Here is a 22791-nt window from a genome sequence, read left to right on the forward strand (position 1 = left end):
CCGTTATTGGTTATTGGTTTTTGGTTGTTAGGCCGCGACAGGATTTTAAATTAATTTTATTCGTTTTTCTTTGGTGATGAGTTGGTGTTAATGGCTTTTTATCAGTCGAACTGAGATCGGAGTTGAAACTAATTAATTTCTTCTGGCCTCCCAACAACCAAAAACCAACAACCAACAACTAAGAGTACAGTCCCCCATTAATCGAAAGCACTTCTCCCGTGATATATGCTGCTTCGGGTGAGGCGAAGAAGCCAACGGCGTGGGCAACTTCTTCGGGTTCGCCGAAACGATGAACGGGGATCATGGCTTTCAGATCTTTTTCGTTGAGCCCTTCTGTCATTTCTGTTTTGATGAAACCCGGAGCAATCGCGTTCACGGTGATTCCTCTTCTTCCAACTTCCTGTGCAAGGGCTTTTGTCGCTCCAATCACTCCTGCTTTCGCGGCGGAGTAATTTGTTTGTCCGGGCAATCCTTTCAGACCGGAGAGCGAAACGATATTGATAATTCTTCCGAATTTTTTTACAAGCATTCCATTCAGGACAAGTCGGGTGACATAGAAGAAACCATCCAGACTCGTACCAAGCACACTGTCCCAGTCTTCGTCCTGCATCCACATCATCAACACATCTTTTTTGATCCCGGCATTGTTGACGAGGATTTCGATCAAATCCTCCGGATGTGTTTCAATCCAACCGGCAAGCTCGCTTTTTACTTCCTCCTTATTCGCGACATCAAACTTCAGAAGTTCACCATCAGCACCGTTTGCCTTGATCATGTCAAGCGTTTGCTTCGCGGCTTCTTCATTCGACTTGTAATTCACAAGTACAAAATAACCCATGGAAGCCATTTTCAGGCAAATAGCCCTTCCAATGCCTCTTGAGCCCCCTGTCACTAATGCACATTTCATGTAAATTCCCTCAGATTGTTTTAAAGCGTGCCTGAAAGGGCAAAAATAGGGAATTTTTGGTATTTAGCGGACAGTTTTGGTGCTTAGTGCTTAGTGCCTGGTGCTTAGTGGCCAGAACGGGCAATGAATTCAAGTTTTTTAATTCCTGATCTGGTCGATTTTGATTCTAAAATCAAATGAAATAACATATATCTATCTTATAATCAATAAGATGAAAATTAACTTCTTAATTAAAAAAAAGACGAAAAAAATTCTCAGATAGAAACTTATTCTACTATCACCCCCTCCTAACAACTAACAACTAACTAACAACTAACAACTAACCTCTAAGCACTAACCACCAACCACTAACCACCAAAATCTACAATCAAAAATCAAAAATCAAAAATTCAAAGCGCTTCCATCAACCCCCTCACCCTTTTCAAATCCAAATACTTCGGTTTGTCTTCGATGAATTTCGGGAAAATCTTCCTGACGTCCTGATAGATTTGCTGGGTCGTAGAGGAGAGTTTTGAAGAACAATCCAGATAGTCGACGGCCTGAACCAAAGCCATCAGTTGAATAGTCAATACATCCAGTGCATTGTCGAGAACCTTTTTAGTCATCAACGCGGCATTGCATCCCATGCTCACGATGTCCTGGTTGTCGTTGTTGTTGGGAATACTGTGTACATACATCGGAAAAGAAAGCGTTTGGTTCTCCGCGACAGTAGAAGTTGCCGTGAATTGCATGCCTTGCATTCCAAAATGAAAACCGAGCGTACCCAGATTCAAAAATGGAGGAAACTTATTATTCAATTTATCATTCAACAAATAATTCAACTGTCGTTCGGAAAGCATCGACAATTTCGTGATGGCAATTTTCAATTTATCCATCTCCAGAGAAACATAATCTCCATGAAAATTTCCTCCATGAAAAACATTCTGATTTTCATGATCAATTACAGGATTATCATTGACTGAATTCACTTCATTTACAACAGTAGTTTCCGCCTGTGCAATCGTGTCATAAACCGGACCAAGCACCTGTGTGATACATCGCAGTGAATAATATTCCTGAACCTTGTCTTCGAATACATCTTGTTCGATACTTGCCGCATTGTACAAATGATCGCTGCGCTTACGGATCATCTTGCTGTCGGCAAGAATATAGCGCATCAGTGCCGCGATTTTATTCTGACCGGGATGTTTTTTCACTTCGTTCAGTTCAGCGGAAAAATGATCGTCGAATGCGGAAACGACTTCATTCGTCATCGCCGACAAGATCACCGCCCAGTCGAGGAGATTCTTTGCCTGGATCAAATTAACCATGCCAATGCCTGTCATCGCAGAAGTGCCATTGAGTATGGCAAGACCTTCACGCAAACGAATACTAAGAGGAGTAAGCTTACATTCTTGGAATACATCAGCGGTTTGGCGAATTTCTCCTTTGTAATTCACTTCTCCCTCTCCTATCAATACCAATGCTAGATGCGCCAGTTGCACAAGGTCACCACTTGCGCCAACACCACCGTGTTCAGGGATACAGGGATAAATTTCGAGATTGATCAGATCCCTGATCAACATTGGCAAATCCTCATGCACTCCGGAATGTCCCAGCATGAAAGAATTCAAACGGGCAATCATCATCGCTTTTACATACAAAGGCTCGAGATAATTGCCTGCACCGGAACAATGACTGCGAATAAGGTTGTACTGTAAGGGAATACTCTGTTCTTCCGAAATCCGGTACTGTGCCATGGGCCCTAAACCGGTATTGATTCCGTAAATTAATTTGTCTTTGGAAAATGATTTCAGAAAACTAAAACTATCCTTAACTCTCTGAATTGCAGATGCATCCAAAGTCACCGTTGCCTTCTTTTGCAACAATGCCTTCACCACCTCAAGGGTCAATTCTCCCTGTACATTTGCTTTCATAGGGTTTCAAAAATAGACAATCGGGGTGGATTAAGAAAGAGGGGACGAGGGACGAGGGACGGGGGACGGAATTTAGTGGTTGGTGCTTGGTGCTTAGTGGTTAGTGGTTAGTGCTTAGAGGTTAGTGGTCAGTGCTTGGTGGTTAGTGCTTGGACAGGCATTCAAATACAATCCATCACACCAACATCCTTATACCTTATACCTTATACTTTATACTTTATACCTTATACTTTATACCTTATACCTTATACCAGGCATCCGCTACAAAACACACTCCATCCTACTCCGCCAACAACCCATAATAAAGCACATCAATAAACTTTCCATCATACGTCTTAAAATCCTGCCGAAGTTTTCCTTCGAGCTGGAAACCTGTTTTCTCTGCAACTTTAATGCTCGCAAGGTTATCTTCAGCTGTACGCAGATATACTTTATTCAATTTCAATTCACGGAAACAATAATCGACGACGAATGAAACCGCTTTTGTGATAATTCCCTTGCCGGAATATTCCCCATCTATAAAATATCCGATTTCAGATTTCAAAACTTTCCAGTCAATGTCTTTCAAAAATACCGAACCGATAATTTTTTGACTATTCTTTTCACAAATAACAAAAGAAGAAAACTCACGTTTTTCCCATGCATCAACCCGCTCAGCAATAAATGAAGCAGTAGAATTCAAATCACTGTTCGCACTCACCGTCACAGGAAAATACTTTGCAATCCGATCTCTGTTTGTATCAATAAAGAAAAAATATATATCCGCATCCTCGACTTGCAGTCGTCTTAAAACAAAATCATCAAATTCAATATTCATGTATCAGAAGTTAAGCTCTTATTGACTTTTTATTTAATCGGGAAAACAATTTTGTATCACAAAGTTCACGAAGATTTACACAAAGCTAATGAAGCCATGCAAGGATAACTCCTGGCATCCAATTAAAAAAGTCTTTAAAAACCAACCACCAACCACTAACAACCAACCACTAACCACTAACCACTAAGCACCAACCACCAAGCACCAACCACTAAGCACTAACAACTAACCACTACCTACGCCTGTGATCCCTAAACTTCACCGCCTTCCTGCTTCCATCCGGGAACTGCAAAGCACGAATTTCATCTTCACTCACATAGCGGATCTGTGGAATAACACGGAGTCGCGATTGAAGATCGGCGCGGATTTTTTGCGTGAGTTCCTGTCCCATGTGAACCGGACAAATATGCAGCACCACTTCATCCGTATCGATATCGTTTGAAAAAACTTCAGCGACATAATCTTTGATCTCTTCCATTCCATTCAACAGATCAAACAAAGCGGGAGGATACATCGTCGTTCCTTTCAGTTTGATCATCTGTTGTTTTCTGCCCAACACCGGAGACAAACGCATGGAATTTCTTCCGCAGGAACAGGGCTCCGTATGCGCGATGCAGACATCCCCTGTTTTGTATCGCAACAAAGGCATGCCTTCTACTCCCAAAGTCGTGATGGTCACTTCTCCTTCTTCACCTTCAGCGACTGGATTTCCATCTTCATCCAGCAATTCAACGAGAATCAGATCGGGTTGCAAATGTCCGCCCTTGCCGGCTTTGCATTCGGTGAAAGCCGTTTGCATTTCTGTAGAAGCGTATGTGGAATATAACTGTATGTTCCATGCCAACTGAATCTTCGCGCCGAGTTTGTTAAGAGAAAAATCCGGATTGCGGATATTCTCACCGATACAAATCGCTTTCTTCACAGAGGAAGAATTGATATCGAGACCAATTTCATTCGCGAACTCGATCAGTTTTAAAAGCATGGAAGGCACGCCTACCACTGCAGTCGGATTCAGTCGTTTGATATTCTCCCATTGCATCGCCGGCGCACCCGGACCAAGACGTATAATGCCTGCACCAAGCTTACGCAATCCCGCGTAATACGCGATCCCGGCCATGAATTGTCTGTCAAGAGTGAGCAACAGCTGATATATATCTTTCGCGCTTCCATCGGCACACAAAAATGAACCATACTCATTAAATGCAAGACGCTCCAGGTCATTGCTGGTCAAAGCAACAGTAACCGGACTTCCCAGTGTTCCAGATGTGGAAGTGTATTCCACAATCTTCTCTCTCTGCACACACAGAAAATCCCAGTTCCAATGCTGCATGTCTGTCTTGGATGTGGTGGGTAATTTTGACAAATCAGCAAGCGAACGAATCTGATCAACAGCAATATTTTTGGATCGAAACAATTCTTTATAAAAAGGAGAATGCTCACGCACATAATCAAATGTTTCGAGGAATTTTTGTTCCTGGATCTTTCTGATTTCCGCAGCAGGTAAAAAAGATGTTTCCGTAGAATAGTTCATGCCTGTTCAATAATGACAATTGCTGTCGCGATGCTTTTCAGATGTGACAAAGAAAGAGAAATCTTTCCGGGATTCACACGATTGTATGTTTCCAGTGTTTTTCCATAGAGTCTGATTTCAGGACGCACAAAGCCTACTTGTTCAACTTCAATTTCATGAAAAAATGTATTGCTTGTCCAGCCTGTTCCCAATGCTTTCAGAAAAGCTTCTTTGGCTGCAAAACGTGCCGCGTAATGTTCGTACTTGTTGGCTTTCGTTTCACAATATTCGATTTCGCGCGCGGAGAAAACATACTCCCGGAAACCATTTCCCGAAGCAATACGGTCTCTCACCCGCTCCACCTCTATTACATCGATGCCTGTACCAAATATCATATCCGCCTTTATTTTTTCCTACACAACTCTATCTGTGCACGAATATAATTCTCTTCCTTCTTCGTCGCAATTTCACGTTTCAAAGCCTGCTCATAAAAATTCCGGGCATTGACAAATTCCTTCTTTTTGAAAAGATAATCTCCCGCCAGAACATAAGCATGATAATAGGATGGATTCAGCAAAACCAGACTGTCAGGATCCACACTCATTCCATCCATCATCCGCATTTTCAGATTACGGAAAAGCACAAAATTCCGATAAGCATTTGTCGCTAAAAATGTGTCCGCCGGAATGCTCAGACTATCCACCACCAATTCATGATCCGTTTGTAAACCATGCATGGAGAAGATCTTGTTGAGATCATAAGCGACATAAGGGCCCAATTGCCAGGGCGCGGTTGATACCCACACCAGTCGTTTCTCCGGCTCAAAAACAATGGAATGATGCGCGATCAACTGATTCACCGCTTTTTCATTGCCCATCCCGAGGTCGGCATTCATCAGTCCGCGCTGATCACGCAGCAAAGCAACAGTTTTCTCGACTGTATTCGTATCCACAGCATTCAGCAATTCCTGCACTCTTTCGTAACGATAAGGTGAGGCGCTTTCTTCCATCTGCAATTTGTTGGGCAAAGAACCTTTCAGCTGATCACTTTGAAAATGGTTTGCGCAAATGATAAAATCCTTTTGTGGATCATACATCCCAAGTGAATCGGGCGTCTTCTCCAAAATCACAGCTTTGTGATCCTCAGCCGATGAAATCAGGAAGGATTCCGAGACAAACATTTTCCGTTTACCCGCGATGGCATACGCCTCGCTGATATTTTTCGCGTATTGCAAAATCTCGCGTGCGACCAGTGAAACCGGTGTCGCGGATCCTGAAGGTATCCCCGACTTCGCCGCGTTAATGGTCACAGCCAGACCTTTTTCATTCATCCCGGAAACTGCCCCGATAAATCCGCCCCAGGTGACTGTCATAAATTTGTATCCCTGATCAGGTTTTTCAAACGCGACAATTTTATCCTGTGCAAAGGCATCGCCAACATAAAAATCAAAATTCCTTCCGGCGATCAGTGTGCCGCCTTCAGATTTTGGTCCCCAGGTAGCGAAAGAAGTACATCCCACCAAAGCCATACTCTGCAATGCATGACCAATATCGTGAGCGGCGTGATAATTTAGTATACGCTGGTAGTTAGATCCGATGTATTGGTACTGATCCGAAGCCGACTCCGAGATTCCGTATATTTCTTCTTTGTCTTCTTCCGTTACATTTTCAGCAAGATGTCTGTTGAACCAGGCTACAAAATATTTCAGGAAATTCAGATAGAAATCCGACGGAATCATTTTCCGGATCTGCGCATTGAAATGATCCTCCTGTCGCACCACCAGTTCTCTGCTCAGTTTCCCGTTGATCACGCCGCGTTCAAAAGGTTTCCCTTCCGTATACATCTCAAACAAACCACTCTTGCTTTTGCGAAACCAGTTGTTGCCGATGGTGTAAAATCCCGGACTCACTTCCACACGCTGCAATTGCAAAGCGCTTTTATCCGCGATCTCGGGTGGATAAACAATGGCGACACAATAGAGATAAATGATTCCCGATCCCAGCAGAAGAACAATTCCCGCAAGGACATAAAACCACCATCTTCTATACCATTTCTTCTTATGCATCTTTGATACGCTTCACGAGTTCTTCAATCGGGATAAAAATCGAACTGGTTATCAAACCACTCACCGCTGTTCCCAGCACGCCGTGCAGGTTCAGGTTTTGTCCGGTGAGATACAAATTGGGTAGTTTTGTCCGCGGAGATATGAATGTCTTCAGTGGATTCAGATAATCTTTAGCAACTCCATACAATGACCCGTCATCATTCCCGATATAATCACGATACGAAAGCGGTGTCGCTACATAATAGGATTTGATGTTGTCACGGAATCCCGGGAATTTGCTTTCAACTTTATCGAGCAGCTTCTCCGCCTTGCGGATTTTAAATGCTTCGTAATCCTCCCCACGACTCGTCTCATTGGAAGTAGTATTAAAAGTATCCGCCCATTTCTCCACATCCGAGTAATGCATGTAAGTCAGTATGCTCATGCCTTCCGCGTATTCTATGGAACGTGAATACGCATGCATGAACAACGCATAACCTCTTGGCCAGTTTTCTTCTGTATAATTCATTCCATCCCAAACTGAACCGAATTGATGACAGTAATAATTGTAATTGAAATATTTGAATGTATTTTTCTTAAATACAATATTGATCGTAAAAGAAGAGATCGAATTCTCCAGACTTTTCATCCGGTTGCGGTAAGCTTTTTTAATTACCTCCGACTCCGTCATCTCCATGGTTTTGGTTGGATGCAGATTGGAAATAAAATGATCGGCGTACACCCTGCTCCCATCGGAAAGTTCAACGTACACGATCTTTCCCTCTTCTTCAACAAATTTTTTCACTTCAATATTCCTGAACAATTCTCCGCCATTTTCCCGGATAGATCTGCCAAGCAGACGGGCAATCTGAGAGCCTCCGTCTACACATTTCCAGCTACTCTCGATATAGCTGTTCAGAATTAAAGCATGCACATAAAAAGGAGTCTTGTTGGGCATTCCGGCATACAATGCATTATTCCCGGCAAGAACCTCACGCAAACGCGGATTCGTCACCACCGATTCAATATAACCCTTGGTATCGATCTCCAGCACTCCCGCTTTCTCGTTATAAAATTCTCCGGTACGTAAATTATAAAGCGGAAATTTTGAGCATATCTCTTTGATCTTGTCACAGTATTCACGAATACCTTTTTCTTCTTCAGGAAAATGAACGAGTAATTTTTCAATAAAATTATCATAACCCTGCGCGAGCCAGTATTCATTCGGATCGTCTTCGAAAATGATTTTGTCAAAATGATCATTCTCCATCCGCTGCAATTTCAATTTACCGATCAGACCGAGATATTTAAAAATCTGGTAAAGATTCTGCCCGGGATCCAGTCCTCCCATATAATGCACACCCGAATCAAAGATCACTTTGTCACGCGAGTATGTCTGCAAACAACCTCCCAACTGTTTGTTCTTCTCCAGCACACAAACCTTATACCCTTCCTTCGCCAATATAGCCCCGCACACCAGCCCGCCCATGCCGCTGCCGGTGATTAGGATGTCGTATTTTTTATTGGCGGGATGCATTGTTTGGTGGTTAGAAGGTGGTGCTTAGAATGTAGTGCTTCGTGCTTGGTGCTTAGTGGTTAGTGCGGGAAGGTTTAGAAATTCTCTATTCCTTTTTAATATTTTCATTTTTTTAACTATCAAAGTTCACAAAATGCATCAAGAGTAAAATGAAATTTTACTAAGTGACCTTTGTGAAATCCTTGTGTTCTTAGTGTTATAGTATTGTTGATGATATAAATTAAATACAAATTATTCCTTACCCTTTCGTAATGCTTAGACTCCCAATACCCCCAGCATTCCAAGCACAAAGCACTAAGCACCACCTTTTAAGCACTAAGCACTAACCACTAAGCACTGTGTAACACAAACACCACATTCGAAGTCAACCTCGTATTGTCAAGTTCCTCCATTGCCAGATTATACTGCGATGCAAGATCGCGAATCATACTGGCCGAGAGGAAAGACAAACCTTCTCTGCTCGTCTTGTTAAATGAAAATACTTTCGTTGAGAAGAATTCTGTCAGCTTTGTTCCTTTATGACGCTTCTCAAGTTCTGCATTGCCGTCGCGGATGATGAGCGTGCCTCCGGGATTCAGACTGTTGAAACATTTGATGATCGTTTCCTTCTGTTGCTCCGGTTGTAAATAATGCAATACATCCGCGATGATGATTCCATCGTACTTTCCGAATTCGAAATTCAATATGTCCGCATGCGCGAACTCAATTCCGGATTTACGACTGTACACATGCTGCGCCAGATCCGTTTTTTCTTCATCATAATCAATCCCCATGATCTCACGCTCAGGAGACAGATACTTCAGCATGTATGTCATGAACCCGTATCCGCATCCAATATCGAGTATTTTTCCCTTCTTCGGTACATGCTCGTGAAACATCCTGTAATAGCCTTCCAGCCTGAGTTTTACTTTCATGTACCACTCCAGCACCGGACCTTTATACAGATAATTGTACACCAGTTGCTCCCTGAAATACTCCGGACCCTCAATCTCCTCACTCAGTTTCCTGAATTCCTCCCTGAAATACCTCCCTACCAATTTCGCCCTCTCCGAATAAGTCCCCCCCAAATTCGTGCTCATTCGTGCTATTCGTGGCAAAAACTTCAACGTAATCCTCCCATCCTTAAGAAGGAAGTCGTTCTTCGTCATCGTATACCCTGTCCCATGAATAATGATCGGTAAAATATCCAGCTCCAGTTTCTCCGCCAGATAAAACGCTCCCTTATGAAAACGCTTGATCACCCCATCCTGTGATCGCGTCCCCTCCGGAAACACAACAATCGAATATCCTTCCTTCACCCTGTCCGCCAGATGCTGAATGCTGTCCTCCGCTCCTTCCATCACCGGATAATAATCCGCCATCCTTACCGCCGCACCGAAGACCGGCGAGTTCCAGACCCAACTATTTGTCAGCAGGACAACCTTTGGCGACAACATCACCGTCGATAAAATGTCGAGAAAACTCTGATGATTGCAAATGATCACCGCCGGTTTGTCGAAATTCTCTCCAAGCGGATTGATGATTTTCTTTTTCACATTTCCCATGATGTACATGAGCGACCAGGTAAACTTCGCCATGAACCAATGGTAAATGTGTTTGCCTCTCTCTTTTCCAAAAGGCCAGATTTTTACAAGTAAAAATCCAAGCATCGTCAGCAGAATACTTCCGAAAACAAAATATGAGAAAGCGAAAGCCGACAATAAAAATCCCCTCGCAGTCCACGGGAATTTTCCTGCCTTAGTGCGCTTCGTGATGAGCTGATTAAAAAGAAAAGGAATCAGAATAAACGAAATCAAGACCACACACAACATCCCGATGATTGAAATGATCGCGATGGATTTCAATGCCGGATGTTTCGCGAAGATCAGAACACCCAATCCTACAACTGTCGTAATTGCCGACAAAAGAATCGATGATTTATAAGAGGTCAGATTTTTCTTGCCGGTTTTGTATTCCTGCAGGAGTCCGTCCATGATGAACAGACTGTAATCATCACCCAAACCAAAAATCAAAGCGGAAAGAATGATATTGATGATGTTGAACTGGATCCCGAAAATTCCCATGATCCCGAGTATCCAGATCCAGGTGATGAACATCGGAATAAAAGAAACCAAAGCCAGTTCAATTCTTCCATAGGTCAGCAACAAGACGATGAAGACCATGATCGAAGTGAGCAAAGCGATTTGTGTAAAATCAGATTGAATGATCTCCACAAAACGTCCGGTGAGGTATTGTTTGTCGATGATGGTCAGACCGGGATCATTTTCAAATGCTTTGTACACTTCTTCCTTTTTCCCCGGAACAACTTTGAGCATGTCGACTACAGTCGCCTTATCAGGATTTTCGCTGATAAAATCATCGAGGAAATTTTTCCGGATCTCACCCAGCTGATGTACATCCAGAGCTTTGTAATCCGCATTGAGCAAGGCTTTGAATGGCATGAAAGCCGAAGCGCTGAACTTTAGTTCCGCTCCCTGCTGATCAAGCAGCGAAAGCAATTGTTGTTTTTTCTCCGCTGTCCAGTAACTGTTCCATTTGTTGAGACGCACCTGTTGCAGCGAATCCGAAATCAGCAGCGATGAAACACCGGAGAATTTCTTCACCACACCCAGCTCCTGCAATTTGTTGATCCTGCCCACTACTTTTTCATTCTCCGCAAGCGCGTGGTTGAGATCCTTTCCTTCCGTCACGAGATAAACCGATTGCAGCGCGAAGGCATTCAAACGATTGAACTCCGCTTCCGCTTCACGAAGCGAATCCGACATGTAATTCATCTTCATCATGTCGGCTTCGAAGCCTACGTTCTTAGCAGTATATCCAAAGACAATCGTGAGCAACACGATACACAAAACCAGAATCCTGTTGTGGTGCAGACCAAAAGCACTCACCTTATCGATCCAGCTGTGTTTGGGTTCTTTGTAAACGGTATCTTTTTTCGAGACGACAAGATGTGGCAGGAAAATCAGCGTAAACAAAGAAGCACCGATCAGACTAAAAGCCGTGAATAATCCCAGATCCCGGAGCATTTCCGATTTCACAAACTGCAGACAAAGAAATCCGCCAATCGTCGTGAAACTTCCGACTGTCAGGGGCATCGCCAGATCATGCAGTACTTCGCGGATATCGCGGCGGTGACGGTAGTGATTGAAAAGATGCAGCGAATAGTTTACCGCGATCCCGAAGACCACTGAACCTGTTCCAAGCGCGATGACAGAAATTTCTCCTTTCAAAAAATAAATACAGGAAAGCGAAAACAAAGCCCCGAATGCAACCGGAAGCAATACCAGCAAAGGCGCGCGTTTCTTGCGGAAATAGATTCCGATAAAAAGAATCAGAAAAACAACAGTGACACCCTGCGTGAAAATCGAATCACGTCGCAGTTGCGTCGCGTTGCCTCCCGAGACAGCGGATGCTCCGAAATACCTTGCACGAACCCTTCCTCCGCTCTCGCTGCTCAATTCCGTAATGATGGAATTGACACCACTGATGAGCGGAGCATTCATCTTTGTATTCGCGGGAGGATATTTTGGCGTGACAAAAAGCACCAATGTTTTGTGATCCTTTGTTACAATACAATTGTCGTAAAGCTCAAAATTTTCATCCACCTGCAAAGCCTGAAGCTTCTTCATCGCGGGAACGGTGATACCGACAGGATCATGACTGATGATGTCCTTCAGCACCATTCCGGCTGGAGAAGTCAGCGTGCGAAAATCCTGCTCGAGTGTAGAACGAAGCGCTGCGGGTTGAATGATGCTGTCGAAATGCAGGTAATCTCTTTCTTCCAGAAAAACCGGCAGATGATCACGAATAGTCTGGAACATGTCCAGCACCAGTTGATCATCGATACGGAAAGTGATCTTTTTGATATACGGCTGCAATTGCGCTTCCATCGCGCTGTTCAGTCGCGTGGCGAATGCAACCAGACTGTCGGGATCAGCAGCGGCGTTGGTGTCAGTAAGCGAAACCGAGATCGCGAGTTTGTCGAGGAATTTCGAATTCTGAAAAACCTCGTTCAGCTTTTCTATTTTTTTGTCTTTGGGAAGCGCTTTGGAAATATCCTCTTCGAGATGGATGCGTGAAGCAAAAAATGCCGCGCCACCAATGATGAGCAGCAATGTCGCGAAATAGATTGCGCGTTGCCTCTCAAAGAAATTATACAGAGCGATAAAAATCTTTCCCATGAAATTCTATCCGGCCAGGTGAGTGCTACGTTTAAAAATTTTGATGAGAAGATAAGAAAGTATTCCCAAAACAGCGGCGGCGACAAAAGCCAGCAGGATACTTCCCACAATGTATTGTTCTCCGTGCAGTTTGATGGAATCAAGCGTAATGTCGGAAGTGAAAGCCATATCCACGGCTCTTTCACCGAGAACAAAATGTCCCATTTTATAACTCAGGAAAATGATCACGGGAATCATCGGCGGGATGCTGATGTTGGCGGCGACGATCACGATGGCTTTGTTCAGACGAAAAAGTATCGCGAGAAAAATCGCGCACACCAGCTGAAAACCCCAGATGGGAATAATGCCCATGAAAACTCCGAAGGCGACAGACATGGCTTTTAGTCCTGTACTCTGGTGCGGACTGTGCACATGTTCATCAAAGAATGTTTTTACTTTTTGTTTGTCGAACAAACCGCGGATAAAATCCCTGGGTTTGATATAAAGAAAAGCGGCGATCACCAGGAAAGTATTGAGCACACTGATGCGTGAGAAATCCTGAAAGGGCCGGAAATGTGTGACGCGTTTTTCGGCAGGAGGATAATACACATCGATACCCACAAAATGAATCGCGATTCCTTTCCATGCAGAGCGCACGAGGACTTCTATTTCAAACTCATATTTTTTTGTGAACCAGCGGATGTCTTTGAGCAATTGCACAGGATAAAGTCTGTAACCACTTTGCGTATCCGGCGCATTGATACCCGTTTCCACACGAAACCAGAAATTAGAAAACTTATGTCCGAAGCTGCTTTTCCCCGGCACATCAGTTTGCTGCATGTTGCGCGCGCCGATGATGATCGCATCCGGACGCTTTTCAATCTCATCGAGAAATGTCGGTAAATCTTTCGCGCGATGTTGTCCGTCAGAATCCAGTGTGATCACATAACGATAACCCGCATCCACAGCCGCTTCAAAACCCTTTCGCAAAGCCCAGCCCTTGCCGACGTTCTCATGAAAATGAATACAGTTCAGATCACGGAAACCATCCAGCACCTCTCTCGTCCCGTCCGTCGACCCGTCATTCACCACGATTACATTCGGCGTAAAGTCCAGCACCTCCCGGATCACTCCTGCGAGTGAAGCGGCATTGTTATAAGTCGGGATCAACACACAAATTTTCAGTGCATCAAACCGCTCCCGATATGGACTTGAATTCGACATAATCTCATTAACACCTCAAAACCCAATTTGATTCAATGAATTGCCGACAAATCGCATCATATTGTCTATCAACAATATACAATCCAATTGCCCAATAAATAATCCTCTGAAAGTTCCGGGTAAGGAGGCAATTCCAAAGATTAAAGATACGCCAAATTAACAAACCTCGAAACGACTCACCTTTGCGCCCTTTGCGCTAATTCTCTGCGAACTTTGCGCGAATAAAAATCGGAGCGAAAGCCCCCTCTCCGTAGCCCCCGCCCTTCCCGTCCTCCAGTCGTACCTCCTTTCGGCCGGGGCTAGGTTGCTAAGGGGTTAGAAAAAACTTCCGGGTTCCTCCCCCTTATTTTAATTTTGGAAAGGGAATAAATTGGGATTAAATTGTGCTGAATAATTATTGAATATTTTATAATTTGAATACAATGCCCTTTACGGTTTTTGAAAGAATAATGACTAATCATAGAATCATCAAAAGTTATATTTATTGCGTAAAGCAATACAAATCCAGAATGTATACGTAACTGATTGCGTAAACCTGAACGTTGAACTAAACCGCCTGTGGCGGTAGTCTTCCAAACGCTTAATTATTTTTTAGTTCCGAACTTAGTAGTATGTCTAATTTAAAAACATACTATCATGAGCACATTACGGAACAACATGATTCAGCAGATGGAGTTGAAGGGCTTCAGTCCCCTGACCATTAAAGTTTACATTTTCCATCTTCTACAACTGAGCAAACATTTTAACACCTCGCCGGATTTACTTTCTGTGGAACAGATCCGGACGTATTTACATCAGACGGTCGCCGAAAAAATGCAGCAGGTCCTGGATGAACCAGATGGTGAGCGCCCTGAAGATTTTATATTGTGATGTGTTGCGAAGGCAGTGGGACCCACTTGATTTACCCCCGTGCGCCACGGGAGAAAAAACTGCCGGTAATTTTATCGAGAGATGAGGTCAGCAGGATTATTCAGGTGACGGAGAACATAAAACACCGTGCTGTGCTGATGCTCACCTACTCGGCCGGATTGCGATTGCATGAGGTAAAGAGTTTAAAGCTCAGCGATATTGATTCCGCGCGCATGATGGTGCGTGTGGTGCAATCAAAAGGTGACAAAGACCGGTATACAATTTTATCACCCCTAGCATTGAAGATGCTCCGGGAGTATTGGAACCGTTACCGTCCGGGAGTCTGGCTTTTTGAAACGCGTCCCGGAAAAGCCATGGCTGACCGAACAGCACAATTGATTTTTAAACATTCGCTCCAGAAAGCCGGAATAAAAAAGGCGGCCAGCTTTCATACCCTGCGCCATAGTTTTGCCACGCACTTGATGGAACAGGGCGTTTCACTGCCAATCATTCAGCAATTGCTCGGACACAGCTCGCTGAAAACAACGAGTGGTTATTTGCATGTTCAGCAATACTCGGTGGATGCGGTAAAAGTCCGCTCGATACTCTTTCGCTTTAATCCTGTGGGTCATGGAATCTGTTCCAGTTCCTGCAGCCACTGTCGGAGAAGTGTTCTCTTTATTTGGAGAGCAGTACAGGCATGCGCACAAATTGCCGGTGCAACAACGTAAAACAATGTTTGCACTCCAGCAATGTCGTACCGCCGCATTGGGCGGTCATGTAGACATCTGTAACAGCTGCGGTCACACACGGGTGTTTTACAATTCCTGTCGTAACAGGCATTGCCCCCGGTGTCAGGGATTAAAAAGATCCAATGGGTTGACCGCCTCAGTTCACATCTATTACCGGTACGCTATTTTCATATTGTATTTACGCTTCCCTCCGAGCTCAACCGGCTGAGTCTGGTCAATCAGAAATGTGTGTACAATATCCTCTTTAAAGCCGCCTCGGAAAGTTTGCTCACCCTGGCAAAGGATCAAAAGTATCTGCATGCGCTCACCGGGATGGTGGCCGTGCTGCACACCTGGGGACAGAATCTGATGGAGCATCCGCACCTGCATACACTCGTTCCCGCCGGTGGTTGGAGTGAAGTAGCGCAATCCTGGAAAGCTTCAAGGAAAAGTTTTTTCTTCCGGTAAAGGTCATCTCTGCATTGTTTAAGGGTAAATTCCTTTCGCTGCTTAAAGCCGCATACCAGACCGGTGAGCTGAAATTTGAAGGGGGAGATAAAACCCTTAAAACAAAAGGAAAGTTTTAAGCAACTGCTCAACACCCTATATCAAAAACCATGGGTTGTCTATGCGAAAAAACCGTTCAGGAACTCCGCGGCAATTGTGAATTACCTGGCACGGTACACCCATCGCGTGGCCATCGACAATAGCCGGATCCTGAGCGTAGAAGATGGACAGGTGAGTTTTCGTTGGAAAGACTACAAAAATCAGGGAGCAAAAGGCACAATGAAGTTAAGCGGAGAAGAATTTATCCGTCGTTTCCTGCTGCATGTACTTCCGAAAGGCTTTTGCAAAATCCGTTACTATGGAATTTTCGCATCGCGCATCCGAAAGACGATGCGACACCAATGCAAAAAGCCACCGGGTTAATTCCTCCCAAATCCAAATTCGCGGGACTTGACTGGAAAGCCGTATTACTGCTGGCCTATACGATTGATGTATCCCATTGTCCTGTTTGTAAAAACGGAACGATGGAGTTGCACCGCACGTTTAAAAGTCTCCGTTCACCGCCAGGGCTCATCAGGTGAATCGTTCTTTGAACAAATTAATGATTATTCTATTGCGGCCGCGGCCGCAGAGGCTTGCCATGTGTTTTTCAAAACAAATAAAGCTTAAAGCAAGCCCATGCAAGCGAATAATTAATTAATTTACCCAAAATAAAATGTATTTTAACATATTTTCCCTTCATCTGAAACATTGAAAGTACATAGGGAATAAGGCTGCTACTCAGGCGGTTTCGTTCAACGAGATTCTATCCGCAATTAATCCAACGTCATTCTTTCAAATCAGGTATTTTGCTAAATTGCGGATAAAATCCTGAAATGTTACAAGCGACTATAATGATGCGACATTGTTTAATGACAATACTTACCTTATTAACTTGGATTTCTATTTTCGCGCAGACAAAAATAAATTCGTGTGACTGCGCTAAAAGCCAACATGACGTAACAAAAGCAGACACAACTTTTCACCTTAGCAACGGCAAGACAATTGCTTTATGTGGTTTTAAAAATGAAGGCAGTAAACCGACAAATTATTCTGAGTTTGTTCTTTCTGTTTGCGGACAGGATACAATTATTGACTTTTGGGGTGCTGTGATGACGTGTCAACTCAAAGTTCAAAAAGACACTTTACTTGTAGAAGAACTTCAGAACTTGCCAACAGGAAATAATTTTAAGTACCGCAATACGATTTGGGCAACAGAGAAAATATATTTCAGTGGACAAAATGTTTTTAGAAAGAATGAAGTCAATAGAAATTTAAGGAAATACACTGGAGACGAAATTAAAATTGTTTTAAAAGAATTCGAAACTGCCAAACCAGGACTAGATGAAAGCAAGATGGAACTTGCAAACAAATTATTTATTTCGGCAATCTCGGGTAACAAATTAGCAAGACAATATTTTATAGAATTTAATAATAAGTTCGGGACGCTTGACGGAGCATATTCTGAAGAGTATTACGATTTGAGAGCGATGCTTGAATTGTGGGATAAAAAAGAATAGCCGCTTGTAACACCGCCTTGCTGCCAAGCAAAGAAAGTGCTATCTTCGATTCAAGAGAACGGCGTGCTCGGCAGCAAGGCTAAACGTTAACGAACGCTAGTGCTTCTAAATCCAACCTCTTTTGCATGCATAATCAGTCTTAGAATTGGCTTATCCTATGATTTTTTTGCATGTGACAAATAATTATAGTTAATCAAATATAGCCTTGACTAAAATTAAAAAAAATAACAATGGGAAAGAAAGCTGATTTTATATGTAATAACTGCGGTTATAAAGTTTTTACTTCAGAATATGGAGGCGGATTTGCCTATGGTTCATCTTCTTACTCTTGTTTTGCCTGCAAAAATGTCACAGAAATAACTGAATGGATAATAGAGGGTAAAACTGATGATTTTGTTGACGACAGAATCGAAGACGGAATTAAAATTGATTACGAAATAAAATGCAAGAATTGCGGCAATGCAGACCCAAACACATTAATTAGATGGCAACATGATAGCACTAATATAAAAAACAACAATAAACCTTGCCCTGTTTGCAAAGAGCAGTTGATCCGTGATCCCAAATCATGGAGATTTATTTTACTTGATTAGGTAGATACTCTCATTTGAACTGAGTCAATTATCAAAAGGACCCTTGATTTTCCCGCTGGGCCAAGTCTTTAACGCGAGCCTGAGCGCCGGAGACTTGGCCCTCTACTATATCTCAAAGTACGCAATGCATGCTGCATCCGGAAATCCGATCTGCTGCGATTCAATTTAAACCGGCGGTGTATCCTCTAACCATTTCCCGCACATCTTTTCTACAATACTTTCACTCCTCCGGAGTTTTTCGGGCGAATGGATATCTGAGAGGTAGGCGACCACACCAGGCTAAATCTTTAACGAAAGCCAGTGCACTGGCTGAATGCTCTTCCTTATTTCAAGGTACGCTTGTCGTACATCTCTGTCCGGAATATTTCAATAAAAACGATCTTTTCTCTGTTGATTGTCATTTACAACCGGCAATTACATTAAACACACCCGTTCTTTTTCAATCTCTAATCCACACTTCACCACAAGTCTCCAAAATTCCAACCTGAAAGACTAGAAAAGTAAATAAATATCGAAAAGTATAAAGGTAAACTCTTACTCAAAATTGTCCAATTTCAAATATTGCTAAAAGCCATATTGGAGAGCGAATAAACCCGGCAGACGGTTAACAAGATTCGCATTGCTCATTCCTTATTTATTGCTTCCATATCAGTAGCTTCCAAAATATTCCATACTGCAGACAAACCCTGATTTGAATTATTAAGCACGAATTAAAACTGCACAAAAGGATTATCGAAAAAAAAATATTCCTGTGATTTCCTTAACACATTTTGTAATTGCGAAATACGTTGGTATGTTATGGGTGCAAAATCACAACCCGCTTCACGACAGATTTTTCACCGAGAACGATGTGCACGAAATAAACGCCATCCGCCAAAGAATGCGTATCCAGTATCAATGAGAACGAATCTGAATGTTGTAATAAAATCGCTTGTCCGATCGCATTATACAATCCCAACTCCATTTTCATCCCCGCCACTACCGGCAAATCAGATATGTACAATTCCCCGTTGGCAGGATTCGGATAAAGGGTTATGTTGGTTTCAGCATTGTTTTCCAAAACAGCTGTAATCACATGCGTTGAACTGTTGATGCAGCCCGATGCATTTGAAATTTCCACCGAATAAGACGCAACCTGAGTAGCAATATAAAACGAATCTGTAGCTCCCGGAATTATATGTCCATCCATAAACCATTGATAAGTGCTCCCACCGGTAGCAATGAGCGTATCTCCAAGAACAGTAAGGATCGGTTGTGGCGGGACAGCATAAATCGTAATCAGTGAATCAATTGTTAGTGTATCATTGCCGTTAGTACCGCTGGTGATCAGCGTAACCGGATATACTCGGGTATACTGTAGCAGATATGAGCAGGATTTTGAGCAGTAGACGAAGCCGGACTACCACCCGGAAATGACCAGGACCATCCTGTAGGGTTATTGGTAGAAAGATCAGTAAAATCAGTACAATTCTCCGCGCACAAGACCTGTTCCGATGTGCTGAAAGAAGTCCCCTGGTTACAGTTGCTAAAACCAATCTGAATCGTGTCGCTCTGTGTGCATGAACCATTGCTGATTTGAAGCCAATATGTCCCCGGACTACTCACGAGTATCGCGTTTGAAGTTTGACCGTCGGACCACAAATAAGAGGAAGCACTGATGTTGCCCCCCAGCTGAATGTATTGTCCGTTGCAAAGCATGGTATCATTACCCAGATTGAGAGGAGTTGTTGAAATGGCACAATTTGAGGGTGGCAATGCAAGATTGGCCAGAATATTTTCCATTAAAGGAAGAGATGTATATTGCGTGACCCAGTCCTGATCTGATGTCGTAATCAATCGGCCGTATCCGTTTAAGGGAGGACAAAAGATGAATCCGAAATAATCTCCCAAGTATTCGAGGAAAGGTTCCACATAATTGCATCCTGTAATACCCTTGCATCCATACCAGAAATATGAAATGTTTGGAACCAAATTCGGAGTAGTACCCATGGAACCCAGTACATTCATAGGCGCGAGAGTACCGGAAATAATTCCACCGCTTGTGAAGGTTCCACCCATATCCGTGACCATTGCCTGATAAACGGAATCACTTTGGAATATGCCACAATCGTATTCAGTTTGCAGGTAAACACTTTTTCCTGTGGCTAAAAATTGTTTGATGTTATTTATCCTGTTGGCATTATACAAAACATCAAAACCCGAACAAATGAGAATATCCGTATTTGCAAAAAAGCCTGTGTTATCCAGAATTGTTTCAGGCTGAATACTCGAATTCATACCCATTCCCCTGGCAACAGAATCCCAAACAATATCACAGGTGTAAAAAGTACACTGAGTGATGGTAACATTTGTGGCTGAACATTTAGTCAGCAGTCCGAATAAAAATAAAAGATAAAAACAAATGGATTTCATCAGGATTGGTATTTTAAGACCAATATAATGATTTTACCGGACCTTCATAGAAAACCGTCAATCCCATTCAAAAACCCCAAAGCAATAAACATTTGGAAAGTCAATATCCCTTGTTCACATTCACCTTCATTCAGCATTATGACTGACAATCACCCTTGCACTGAACACCCGCTGTGCAGGAAATAACCTGTTTTAAAAGCTCACCGCTGAGAAGGACCCGACTGCTGCGAAGGATTTCTTTTTAAATCCTTTACCCTTAAACTGTGCGATATTCATCCACCGATCTGTGCTTTTCAGCTTTCAAATTTGAGGTTGTAATTTACTGGAGAGAAACGGATATACATGGCGTCACTTTGGAACCAATGTCCACTGGAGTGTTTTGCTACCGACCTATTTTCTTTACGGGGCTAAGTCATCTTGTGCTTTTTGATACAGCTCTCGGCTATCTTGTGTGTTTCGATCAAATATGCAGCCCATACTTGCGATATGATACTTTGTACGTTTGATACAGTCGTGTCCCGCTGGGCCAAGTCTTTAACGCAAGCCCGTGCACCGGCGGACTTGGCCCTCTATCAGCTAATAATACAATTGCATAAACCCTGCCGCTCAACAGGTTGTTTTTATTGATCAATTTTGGTTCACAACAACTTTTACCCCTATTTACAGTAGATTCTTTGATATCTGTCAAACTCTTGTTTTACGTATTTGAAAAAGCGATACTTTGAGTCACCTTTCCTTATTAATGGCACCTCTGAATATTCTCTAATCTAACCATAATTTTCTCTGATGAAAAAAATTATACTCTTCCTGCTTTTTCTGATTTCTACACGAACCCATGGACAACAAATTCCACCTGCAATTGAATGGCAGAATACGATTGGCGGTTCAGGTAGTGACTTTCTTTATTCATTACAGCAAACTCGGGATGGAGGCTACATTCTTGGCGGCGGTTCTGTTTCCGACAGCAGTGGCGATAAAACAGAAAACAGCAGAGGAACCTCAGATTTCTGGGTTGTAAAGATCGATTCTTCCGGAACTATTACCACTCAAAAAACCTTTGGCGGAGCAGGTACAGATGCACTTCGCAGGGTTAGACAGACAAGTGATGGCGGATATATTTTAGCGGGAGAATCTGATTCTGATATTTCAGGAGAAAAACAGAAAATAGCATGGAAGTACCGATAACTGGATCATCAAGACAGATTCCTTGTTCAACATTCAGTGGCAAACTACTTTAGGCGGCGCAGGTCCCGACTACATGCAAAACATAGAACAAACTGCTGATGGGAATTATATCGTTTCAGGAACATCAAACTCTTCTCAGTCAGCAGATAAAAAGTGAGAATAGCATGGGTGGATTAGATTTCTGGATCATACGATTGGATGAAAGTGGTAATGTGATTTGGGAAAATACAATCGGAGGAAGCGGTGATGAATATCATGCCTTCATAGAACCTACAAAGGGAGGATATATTCTTGGAGGAAGATCTGATTCAGATATTTCAGGAGATAAAACGGATAGCTCTAATGGCAATTGGGACTATTGGATTTTGAAATTGGATTCATCAGAAATATACAATGGCAAAATTCCATTGGCGGATCGAATTTGAAGATTTGTACAATGTGCCTGAGACATTTGATGGTGGATATATTCTTGGTGGAATGTCAAAATCTGGAATTTCAGGTGATAAAACAGAAGACCGTCATGGAAATTCCGATTACTGGATCGTAAAACCGATTCATTAGGAAATATTGAATGGCAAAATACAATTGGAGAAATAATGAAGAATGTTTGATTTCGATAAACAAACTGCAGATAGTGGCTTTGTCATGGGTGGATTTTCGTCATCGCCAATATCGGGTGACAAAACCGAGCACAGTAATTACCGCGACTATTTTGTGTTGAAAGTAGATAAGAATGGCATTGATGAATGGCAGAATACGATATGGGCAAATGGAGAAGAATGGATACAGGAATTACAGCAGACTAATGACGGTTATATTCTTGGTGGATATTCGAGTGCA

23 protein-coding genes are annotated in these 22791 nt (G+C 42.9%); 12 read left to right on the top strand and 11 right to left on the bottom strand.

Features of this window, described 5'->3' with window-relative positions; all coding sequences use genetic code 11:
• Positions 1–178: 178 nt before the first annotated feature.
• The 9 genes from fabG to IPP86_18395 all read right to left on the bottom strand — a co-directional run bounded on the left by fabG (position 179) and on the right by IPP86_18395 (position 14115).
• Positions 179–907 (bottom strand): 3-oxoacyl-ACP reductase FabG, encoded by a 729-nt coding sequence (gene fabG, locus IPP86_18355; protein MBL0140463.1) that lies wholly within the window; start codon positions 905–907, stop codon positions 179–181.
• A 389-nt stretch (positions 908–1296) separates the two neighbouring features.
• Positions 1297–2823: an aromatic amino acid lyase gene (locus IPP86_18360; protein MBL0140464.1), complete on the bottom strand. Its 1527-nt coding sequence runs from the start codon at positions 2821–2823 to the stop codon at positions 1297–1299.
• 280 nt (positions 2824–3103) lie between these two features.
• Entirely contained in the window at positions 3104–3640 is a 537-nt protein-coding gene (locus IPP86_18365; GenBank protein ID MBL0140465.1) for a GNAT family N-acetyltransferase, read from the bottom strand.
• 232 nt (positions 3641–3872) lie between these two features.
• Entirely contained in the window at positions 3873–5171 is a 1299-nt protein-coding gene (locus IPP86_18370; GenBank protein MBL0140466.1) for an AMP-binding protein, read from the bottom strand.
• Complete coding sequence (acpS, locus tag IPP86_18375) at positions 5168–5545, bottom strand: holo-ACP synthase (GenBank protein MBL0140467.1); 378 nt, start codon at positions 5543–5545, stop codon at positions 5168–5170. The genes IPP86_18370 and acpS overlap by 4 nt, the downstream gene beginning before the upstream one ends.
• 8 nt (positions 5546–5553) lie before the next feature.
• A complete protein-coding gene (locus tag IPP86_18380; GenBank protein MBL0140468.1) occupies positions 5554–7215 on the bottom strand; it encodes a peptidase C45 in 1662 nt (553 codons plus the stop codon).
• Positions 7208–8731 (bottom strand): NAD(P)/FAD-dependent oxidoreductase, encoded by a 1524-nt coding sequence (locus tag IPP86_18385; protein ID MBL0140469.1) that lies wholly within the window; start codon positions 8729–8731, stop codon positions 7208–7210. Before IPP86_18385 ends, IPP86_18380 begins: the two co-directional genes overlap by 8 nt.
• A 329-nt stretch (positions 8732–9060) precedes the next feature.
• Positions 9061–12912: an MMPL family transporter gene (locus IPP86_18390; GenBank protein ID MBL0140470.1), complete on the bottom strand. Its 3852-nt coding sequence runs from the start codon at positions 12910–12912 to the stop codon at positions 9061–9063.
• A 6-nt stretch (positions 12913–12918) separates the two neighbouring features.
• Positions 12919–14115, bottom strand: coding sequence for a DUF2062 domain-containing protein (locus IPP86_18395; GenBank protein MBL0140471.1), 1197 nt, complete (start codon positions 14113–14115; stop codon positions 12919–12921).
• A gap of 636 nt (positions 14116–14751) precedes the next feature.
• On the opposite strand from IPP86_18395, the gene IPP86_18400 reads away from it, so the two are divergent.
• The 8 genes from IPP86_18400 to IPP86_18435 all read left to right on the top strand — a co-directional run bounded on the left by IPP86_18400 (position 14752) and on the right by IPP86_18435 (position 18354).
• Positions 14752–14985 (top strand): phage integrase N-terminal SAM-like domain-containing protein, encoded by a 234-nt coding sequence (locus tag IPP86_18400; protein ID MBL0140472.1) that lies wholly within the window; start codon positions 14752–14754, stop codon positions 14983–14985.
• 26 nt (positions 14986–15011) lie between these two features.
• Entirely contained in the window at positions 15012–15695 is a 684-nt protein-coding gene (locus IPP86_18405; GenBank protein MBL0140473.1) for a tyrosine-type recombinase/integrase, read from the top strand.
• The gene (locus tag IPP86_18410; GenBank protein MBL0140474.1) at positions 15676–15924 is read left to right on the top strand and encodes a transposase zinc-binding domain-containing protein; all 249 of its coding nucleotides are present in this window, start codon (positions 15676–15678) and stop codon (positions 15922–15924) included. Before IPP86_18405 ends, IPP86_18410 begins: the two co-directional genes overlap by 20 nt.
• Before the next feature lie 20 nt (positions 15925–15944).
• On the top strand, positions 15945–16163 hold the full coding sequence (locus IPP86_18415) for a transposase (protein MBL0140475.1): 219 nt from the start codon (positions 15945–15947) through the stop codon (positions 16161–16163).
• A gap of 75 nt (positions 16164–16238) precedes the next feature.
• Entirely contained in the window at positions 16239–16625 is a 387-nt protein-coding gene (locus IPP86_18420; protein MBL0140476.1) for a transposase, read from the top strand.
• On the top strand, positions 16604–16783 hold the full coding sequence (locus tag IPP86_18425) for a hypothetical protein (protein ID MBL0140477.1): 180 nt from the start codon (positions 16604–16606) through the stop codon (positions 16781–16783). Before IPP86_18420 ends, IPP86_18425 begins: the two co-directional genes overlap by 22 nt.
• A 294-nt stretch (positions 16784–17077) precedes the next feature.
• A complete protein-coding gene (locus IPP86_18430) occupies positions 17078–17761 on the top strand; it encodes a hypothetical protein (GenBank protein MBL0140478.1) in 684 nt (227 codons plus the stop codon).
• Between the two features lie 230 nt (positions 17762–17991).
• Complete coding sequence (locus IPP86_18435) at positions 17992–18354, top strand: hypothetical protein (GenBank protein MBL0140479.1); 363 nt, start codon at positions 17992–17994, stop codon at positions 18352–18354.
• A 796-nt stretch (positions 18355–19150) separates the two neighbouring features.
• On the opposite strand, the gene IPP86_18440 is transcribed toward IPP86_18435, so the two are convergent.
• Together IPP86_18440 and IPP86_18445 are read right to left on the bottom strand one after the other, a co-directional pair.
• The gene (locus IPP86_18440; protein ID MBL0140480.1) at positions 19151–19543 is read right to left on the bottom strand and encodes a T9SS type A sorting domain-containing protein; all 393 of its coding nucleotides are present in this window, start codon (positions 19541–19543) and stop codon (positions 19151–19153) included.
• A gap of 137 nt (positions 19544–19680) precedes the next feature.
• Positions 19681–20766: a hypothetical protein gene (locus tag IPP86_18445; protein ID MBL0140481.1), complete on the bottom strand. Its 1086-nt coding sequence runs from the start codon at positions 20764–20766 to the stop codon at positions 19681–19683.
• A 786-nt stretch (positions 20767–21552) separates the two neighbouring features.
• On the opposite strand from IPP86_18445, the gene IPP86_18450 reads away from it, so the two are divergent.
• From IPP86_18450 to IPP86_18465, 4 genes are all read left to right on the top strand, one after another.
• Positions 21553–21951, top strand: a complete 399-nt coding sequence (locus IPP86_18450) for a hypothetical protein (GenBank protein ID MBL0140482.1) — start codon at positions 21553–21555, stop codon at positions 21949–21951.
• Between the two features lie 98 nt (positions 21952–22049).
• A complete protein-coding gene (locus tag IPP86_18455; GenBank protein MBL0140483.1) occupies positions 22050–22376 on the top strand; it encodes a hypothetical protein in 327 nt (108 codons plus the stop codon).
• Positions 22345–22512, top strand: coding sequence for a hypothetical protein (locus tag IPP86_18460; protein MBL0140484.1), 168 nt, complete (start codon positions 22345–22347; stop codon positions 22510–22512). The genes IPP86_18455 and IPP86_18460 overlap by 32 nt, the downstream gene beginning before the upstream one ends.
• Before the next feature lie 42 nt (positions 22513–22554).
• Positions 22555–22791: T9SS C-terminal target domain-containing protein (locus tag IPP86_18465; protein ID MBL0140485.1), on the top strand; the 237-nt coding region annotated here is incomplete at its 3' end.

This window comes from Bacteroidota bacterium, assembly GCA_016720935.1.
Lineage (GTDB): Bacteria > Bacteroidota > Bacteroidia > AKYH767-A > 2013-40CM-41-45 > JADKJP01.